7 protein-coding genes and 1 pseudogene are annotated in these 5,517 nt (G+C 28.7%); 3 read left to right on the forward strand and 5 right to left on the reverse strand.

Going from position 1 to position 5,517, the window contains the following annotated elements:
- Positions 1-899: chaperonin GroEL (gene groEL, locus AMN84_RS03235; protein WP_143755539.1), on the forward strand; the 899-nt coding region annotated here is incomplete at its 5' end.
- A gap of 176 nt (positions 900-1,075) precedes the next feature.
- Here the strand turns inward: groEL and AMN84_RS03240 are convergent.
- The 3 genes from AMN84_RS03240 to AMN84_RS03250 are packed head-to-tail and all read right to left on the reverse strand — an operon-like array spanning position 1,076 to position 2,635.
- On the reverse strand, positions 1,076-1,459 hold the full coding sequence (locus AMN84_RS03240) for a phosphate-starvation-inducible PsiE family protein (protein WP_075483322.1): 384 nt from the start codon (positions 1,457-1,459) through the stop codon (positions 1,076-1,078).
- Positions 1,460-1,497: 38 nt separating this feature from the next.
- The gene (locus AMN84_RS03245; protein ID WP_075483325.1) at positions 1,498-1,956 is read right to left on the reverse strand and encodes a hypothetical protein; all 459 of its coding nucleotides are present in this window, start codon (positions 1,954-1,956) and stop codon (positions 1,498-1,500) included.
- A gap of 31 nt (positions 1,957-1,987) precedes the next feature.
- Positions 1,988-2,635, reverse strand: coding sequence for a membrane protein YczE (locus tag AMN84_RS03250; RefSeq protein WP_075483327.1), 648 nt, complete (start codon positions 2,633-2,635; stop codon positions 1,988-1,990).
- Between the two features lie 62 nt (positions 2,636-2,697).
- Between AMN84_RS03250 and AMN84_RS03255 the strand changes: the two genes are divergently transcribed.
- Together AMN84_RS03255 and AMN84_RS03260 are read left to right on the forward strand one after the other, a co-directional pair.
- Positions 2,698-4,146 (forward strand): glycosyltransferase family 39 protein, encoded by a 1,449-nt coding sequence (locus AMN84_RS03255; RefSeq protein WP_075483329.1) that lies wholly within the window; start codon positions 2,698-2,700, stop codon positions 4,144-4,146.
- Positions 4,136-4,825 (forward strand): DUF6134 family protein, encoded by a 690-nt coding sequence (locus AMN84_RS03260; RefSeq protein WP_075483331.1) that lies wholly within the window; start codon positions 4,136-4,138, stop codon positions 4,823-4,825. Before AMN84_RS03255 ends, AMN84_RS03260 begins: the two co-directional genes overlap by 11 nt.
- A 7-nt stretch (positions 4,826-4,832) precedes the next feature.
- On the opposite strand, the gene AMN84_RS03265 is transcribed toward AMN84_RS03260, so the two are convergent.
- Together AMN84_RS03265 and AMN84_RS03270 are read right to left on the reverse strand one after the other, a co-directional pair.
- Positions 4,833-5,126: a hypothetical protein gene (locus AMN84_RS03265; RefSeq protein ID WP_075483333.1), complete on the reverse strand. Its 294-nt coding sequence runs from the start codon at positions 5,124-5,126 to the stop codon at positions 4,833-4,835.
- A pseudogene (locus AMN84_RS03270) lies at positions 5,127-5,517 on the reverse strand (isocitrate lyase); the annotation flags it as partial.

The raw sequence follows: 5,517 nt of genomic DNA on the forward strand, positions 1-5,517 counted from the left end.
ATGTTGAAGGTGAAGCTTTAGCCACACTAGTTGTAAATAAATTAAGAGGCGGTCTTAAGGTTGTTGCGGTCAAAGCACCTGGTTTTGGTGATAGAAGAAAAGCAATGCTTGAAGATATTGCAATTTTAACTGGTGGACAGGTAATATCAGAAGATTTAGGTATCAAACTTGAAAATGTTAAACTTAACGACTTAGGTTCAGCAAAAAGAGTTAAGGTTGATAAAGAGAACAGCACAATAGTTAGTGGATCAGGTAAAAAATCTGACATTGAAGCTAGATGTGCTCAAATCAAACAACAAGTTGAAGAAACTACTTCAGATTACGATAAAGAAAAACTACAAGAAAGATTGGCAAAACTTGCTGGTGGAGTAGCAGTTATAAAAGTAGGTGGCGCAACTGAAGTTGAAGTAAAAGAAAGAAAAGATAGGGTGGAAGATGCACTTAATGCAACAAGAGCAGCAGTTGAAGAAGGAATAGTTGTTGGTGGTGGTTGTGCATTGCTTTACGCTTCACAAGATCTTGATAAAGTTAAAGTAAAAGGTGACGATCAAAAAGCAGGTGTTGAAATTGTTAAAAGCGCACTACAAGCTCCTATTAGACAAATCACTAAAAATGCGGGTGTCGATGGATCTGTTGTTGTTGGAAAATTATTAGAAACTAACAAAAGCTCAAACGGTTACGATGCACAGTCAGAACAGTATGTTGATATGTTTAAAGAGGGAATCATTGACCCTGTCAAAGTTGTAAGAACTGCTCTTCAAGATGCAGCTTCAATCTCGGGTTTGCTAGTTACAACTGAGGCAATGGTTGCTGATAAACCAGAGGAAAAAGACTCAACACCAGGAATGCCGGCTGGAGGTATGGGCGGTATGGGTGGAATGGGTGGAATGGGAATGTAAAATTCCATTAAAAGTATTTAAAAAAAAACCCTCTTTCGAGGGTTTTTTTTTATCTAAGTTTTTAAACCTTACCTAATTCATGGTGGATGAAAAGTTAATCTTACAAATTTATGTAGCCTGATTCTAATAAACCACATAGACAAATTATAACAATTGATCAGGTTGTATTAAATATTTTATTTTCTTCTTTTCTTTTTAGATAAGCCTAATTTATCACTGTGTCTTAGTCTTAATACCACTATTGCGAGAGCGATTAAAACTATTGCAATTGACTCGTACAGAAGTTGAGAAGCATCCATCTGTTTACCCTGTAAAATTATAAATCTGCTTAATGCAGTAATTGCGATTAACAAAGGTAAAGAAATGCTAATTGATTGTTCTTCCCAAAATACTCTTACCATTGCCATAACCTCTAAGTATAGAAACATCAATAATAAATCAGCTAATGTAACAGTTTGATTTAAGAACATCGTTCTAATTTCAAGTACCACTGCAATAATTGTGCTAAGTAAAATTATTCCTAATAAAAGAAGCTGCAAATTTTTGACAAGATTTTTCATAGGTTAAATATAGCCGATTCTATTCTTTAAATATATATTCAATCTCCTGATTTTTTTTGAGTAAACGGTAACCATTTTTCTATTGCAGACTTATCTGGTCCCCCATAAGGGATTTTGTATGAATTCGTATTTGTTAAAACCTCAATTCCCTTTGAAAAAACAAATATAAAAACTATTACAAAAACTATTGCCATAATTTTAAAAGGGTTAAAATTTTTAGTTTCAAAAACACTTGCTGACTTTTCTTCAGCTTTATGAAACTGCTTAAAGGTATGATAGACTGCGAAGATTAGTCCTAAATGAGCGAGAAATACTCCCGCCCAACCAAAAATAAAAGTAGTATATGTAAAAATGTACAAACTAAATACAACAGACCAAATAAAACTCAAAACTAATAAAATTTGAAGTCTTACAGTTTTAGGCAGGGCTCTTAAATCATTTTTGCTATCATCAAACAAAATGTTTGCTGACTCAATCATAAAATTTTTTAATGACATAAAAAATTAATAGTTTTTTTTTTAACAAAAATCAATTAAAGAATTTTCCTACTAAATAAAGACCAAGTGCTACAGCAGGGCCTATTCCAAAAGCAAATAATAAAGTTCCTACTCCGACTGTACCTCCCAAGTACCAGCCTATTGATACAACTGTTATCTCAATTCCCGCTCTAACAGAAGCTATTGGAAAGTTTGTCATTCTTTGAATTCCAGTCATTAATCCATCTCTTGGTCCAGGACCTAAATTTGCAATTAAATAAAAACCACTCCCCAAACCTACCAATAAAACAGCAACTACTGCCATTATCAATTTTCCAAAATATGTATCTGGAGTTACGAAAAGAAAAATAGTTAAATCTATCATGGCAGCTATAATTATGATGTTAAAAACTGTTCCGATGCCAGGTTTTTGTTTCAGAAAAAACCATAGGCTTAGAGTGCATATACTGACAATAAAAGTTACGACTCCAATTGATAAATCAATATTTAACGAGATTCCTTGTGCAAGAACGCTCCAAGGTGATGCACCTGAAAATGATACAATGAGTAGACCCTCACCTAAACCAAAAATTGCTAAGCCAATCACGAGATAAAAAAGTGTAAGTTTTTTAGGTTTAAGGTTTAGAGGTTTTTTTGAACTCCAATAATTTTTTGGAATTTTTTTAATTGTTAAAAACATATATTTTGACAATATAACATCTAAAATATTTATAAAAATTTTAATTAAATTGAACTTTTGATATGTTTAAATTTTTTAACTTACAAGGAAATAATAAGACAATTTACTCATTAACATTTGCAATAATTATATTAGGGGTTGTTTTTAGATTTTATAATTTAAATTATGATAATTTATGGTTTGATGAGACTTTTACTTTCTGGGTGACAGATCCAAATATTTCTTTTAATGAAACATTCCTTCGACTAAAGGCGACAGAATCTATTCCTTTTCTTTATTATTTTCTAATAAAAATATGTAACAATATATTTGGTTATGAAGCTGAGGTTGGAAGATACTTTTCTGCAATTATTGGATTATTAAGTATTTTCTCACTTGGATATTTGTCAAAAAAAATCTCTAATGATAAAAGCTTTTTATTCATCACTTGTATCGTTAGTTTAAATATTTATCTTATTATCTATTCTCAAGAAATGAGAGTTTATATACTTACTTTTTTTTTAACAACTTTATCTTTAATTTTTTTTTTTAGTACATACCAGGAAAAAAATAAAAAAATTTTTTCATTAAACAACATACTTTTTTTGTTTTCAACTATACTACTAATTTTAAGTCATCCATTTACAATAATAATTTTGGCTTCAATTATAATTTTATTATTATATGATTATCTATTTCTAAAAAAAATTAACATAAAAATTACTTTATCGATTCTATTTTTATCAATTTTTACATTTGCATTTTTGATGCATTATTTTAGTTATGCTACTGTATCTATTGGTTGGCTTAAACAACCAGATTTAAAATTTTATACCAACTTTTATTTTTCCAAATTTTTTGGATCAAGAATAATGGGATTAATTCATTTGTTTATTTTAATTTTTTTAATAATTAAAAGTAAAAAAATTATCAAAAACGATAACAGATTATTTCTTTGTGTAATTATAATAATTTTATCTTATCTAATTCCCTTGGCATACGGTTATATTTTTAAACCTATTATTTTTCCTAGATATATAATTTTCGTATTAGTACCAATTTTTTTGCTTTTAAGTTCTTTGATTTTTAAAATTGAAAGATCTGACTACAAGAATGGAATTATAATTTTATTAATTACATTAAATCTTTTAAACCACTTCTCAGAGAGCACATTAAAACAGTTTTTTTCCGAGAGAAGCTTTCATAAACCAAGATTTGAAAAAGCTTTGCAAATTATAGACCAATCAAATTTTAATAATGCATCATTTTACACTGAAAATACCTCAACAGGTCAAAAGGATTTTATAAATGTAGTTTTATCAAATTATGCAAACAGTTTAATAAAAAAAAATAAGTTCAATGTAAACCTGGTTGAAGGAGATTTAAAAAATTTTGACAGAAAAAACATTTGGAATATTTGTTTAAATATTGGAGGTTGTTCAAAACCACTTAAAAACTTCAAAATTTCCAAAGAAATTTATTTTGCTGGAGGACTTAAATTAAATCTTTGGGAAAAAATAAATGAAAATTAAGGTATTTCTTTTCTTATTGTTTGTGGTTTTGCCGTCATCTTCCTATTCTCATACATATCATTACGAAAATATTAAATTTATTAAGATGGATGTTTTGAAAAATGGAAAAAAAATAGGATATAATAATTATTATTTTAAGTTTGAAGACAATAAACTTGATATAAGAAATGAAATAGTATTTTCAACGAAAATTTTGGGCTTAAAGATTTTTAGGGTAGATGGAAAATCTACTGAAAAGTTTGAGAATGGTAAATTAGTCGAGTTTGTGTCTGAAACAAAACAAAATAACAAAAATAAATATGTCTTCTTAAAACTTAATAAGGAAAAAAATGTTTTTGAAATTGATGGTTCTTCTTTCAAGGGAGAGGCAAATCTCAGTTCGGTAATTGGTTCATGGTGGAATCATGAAGTTTTGCAGGCAACTACTCAAATAAGTCCATTATCAGGCAGTCTTAAGAATCAAGAAGTTTATTTTATTAAAAAACAAAAAATTGTTCTAAATAAAAAGGAGTATGAAACTAATCACTTTAAAATAGTTTCCAGAGACCATGTTTCTAAAAATAAACACCTAAATTTTGATATTTGGCAGGACACAAAATCAAAAATAATTCTTAAGGTTACTTACAAAAAATATGGTTTATGGGAATATAGAATTAACAAGTATAAATATTCAAACTAAGTTTTTTTTACAAAAAGATCTTTAATAAAACCTGACTTATAAAGTTCATTAAAACGAAAAAGCCAAGAAAGAAGATCCAGTACATACAAGTAACCGCAGTATTTCTCCTCCTTCTTAATGCAACAAATTCTGGATCATCTATATTTGAAATATCTTGTTTTCCTTTAACGGGGTAGTCATATGACCATCTCCATAAAGAGTTTCCAAACCTTTTATCTATCTTATTGAAGTATTTTATACATTCAAATGAGTAAACAAGTAAAAAATACAAAACGAGTAAAATTAATCCACTTGTAATCATTTAGAACTGTTCTGTTTCAGTTGATCCTTCCATTGCTGTTGTTGAGCTTTTACCAGAACAAATTGTACTTGTAACTGCATCAAAATAAGATGTTCCTACTTCTCTTTGATGTTTAACACTTGTATATCCATCCTTCTCTCTTTCAAATTCCCGTTCTTGAATTTTTGAGTAAGCTGTCATGCCCTCAGCTTTATATTTTTCTGCTAATTCAAATATTGCTATGTTTTGAGTATGGAAACCTGCTAAAGTGATAAATTGAAATTTATAACCCATTTCACTAATTTTTTTCTGGAAAGATCCAATTTCATTATCGGATAGATGTTTTTTCCAGTTAAAAGATGGTGAGCAATTATACGCTAATAATTTACCTGGATATTTTTTATGGATAGCA

The organism is Candidatus Pelagibacter communis, from assembly GCF_001180105.1.
Taxonomy (GTDB): Bacteria; Pseudomonadota; Alphaproteobacteria; order Pelagibacterales; family Pelagibacteraceae; genus Pelagibacter; species Pelagibacter ubique_K.

Excerpts from the sequence above, each read along its gene's own strand:
- AMN84_RS03240 (WP_075483322.1), bottom strand. The coding sequence starts at position 1,459 with ATGAAAAATCTTGTCAAAAATTTGCAGCTTCTTTTATTAGGAATAATT.
- AMN84_RS03245 (WP_075483325.1), bottom strand. The coding sequence starts at position 1,956 with ATGTCATTAAAAAATTTTATGATTGAGTCAGCAAACATTTTGTTTGAT.
- AMN84_RS03250 (WP_075483327.1), bottom strand. The coding sequence starts at position 2,635 with ATGTTTTTAACAATTAAAAAAATTCCAAAAAATTATTGGAGTTCAAAA.
- AMN84_RS03255 (WP_075483329.1), top strand. The coding sequence starts at position 2,698 with ATGTTTAAATTTTTTAACTTACAAGGAAATAATAAGACAATTTACTCA.
- AMN84_RS03260 (WP_075483331.1), top strand. The coding sequence starts at position 4,136 with ATGAAAATTAAGGTATTTCTTTTCTTATTGTTTGTGGTTTTGCCGTCA.
- AMN84_RS03265 (WP_075483333.1), bottom strand. The coding sequence starts at position 5,126 with ATGATTACAAGTGGATTAATTTTACTCGTTTTGTATTTTTTACTTGTT.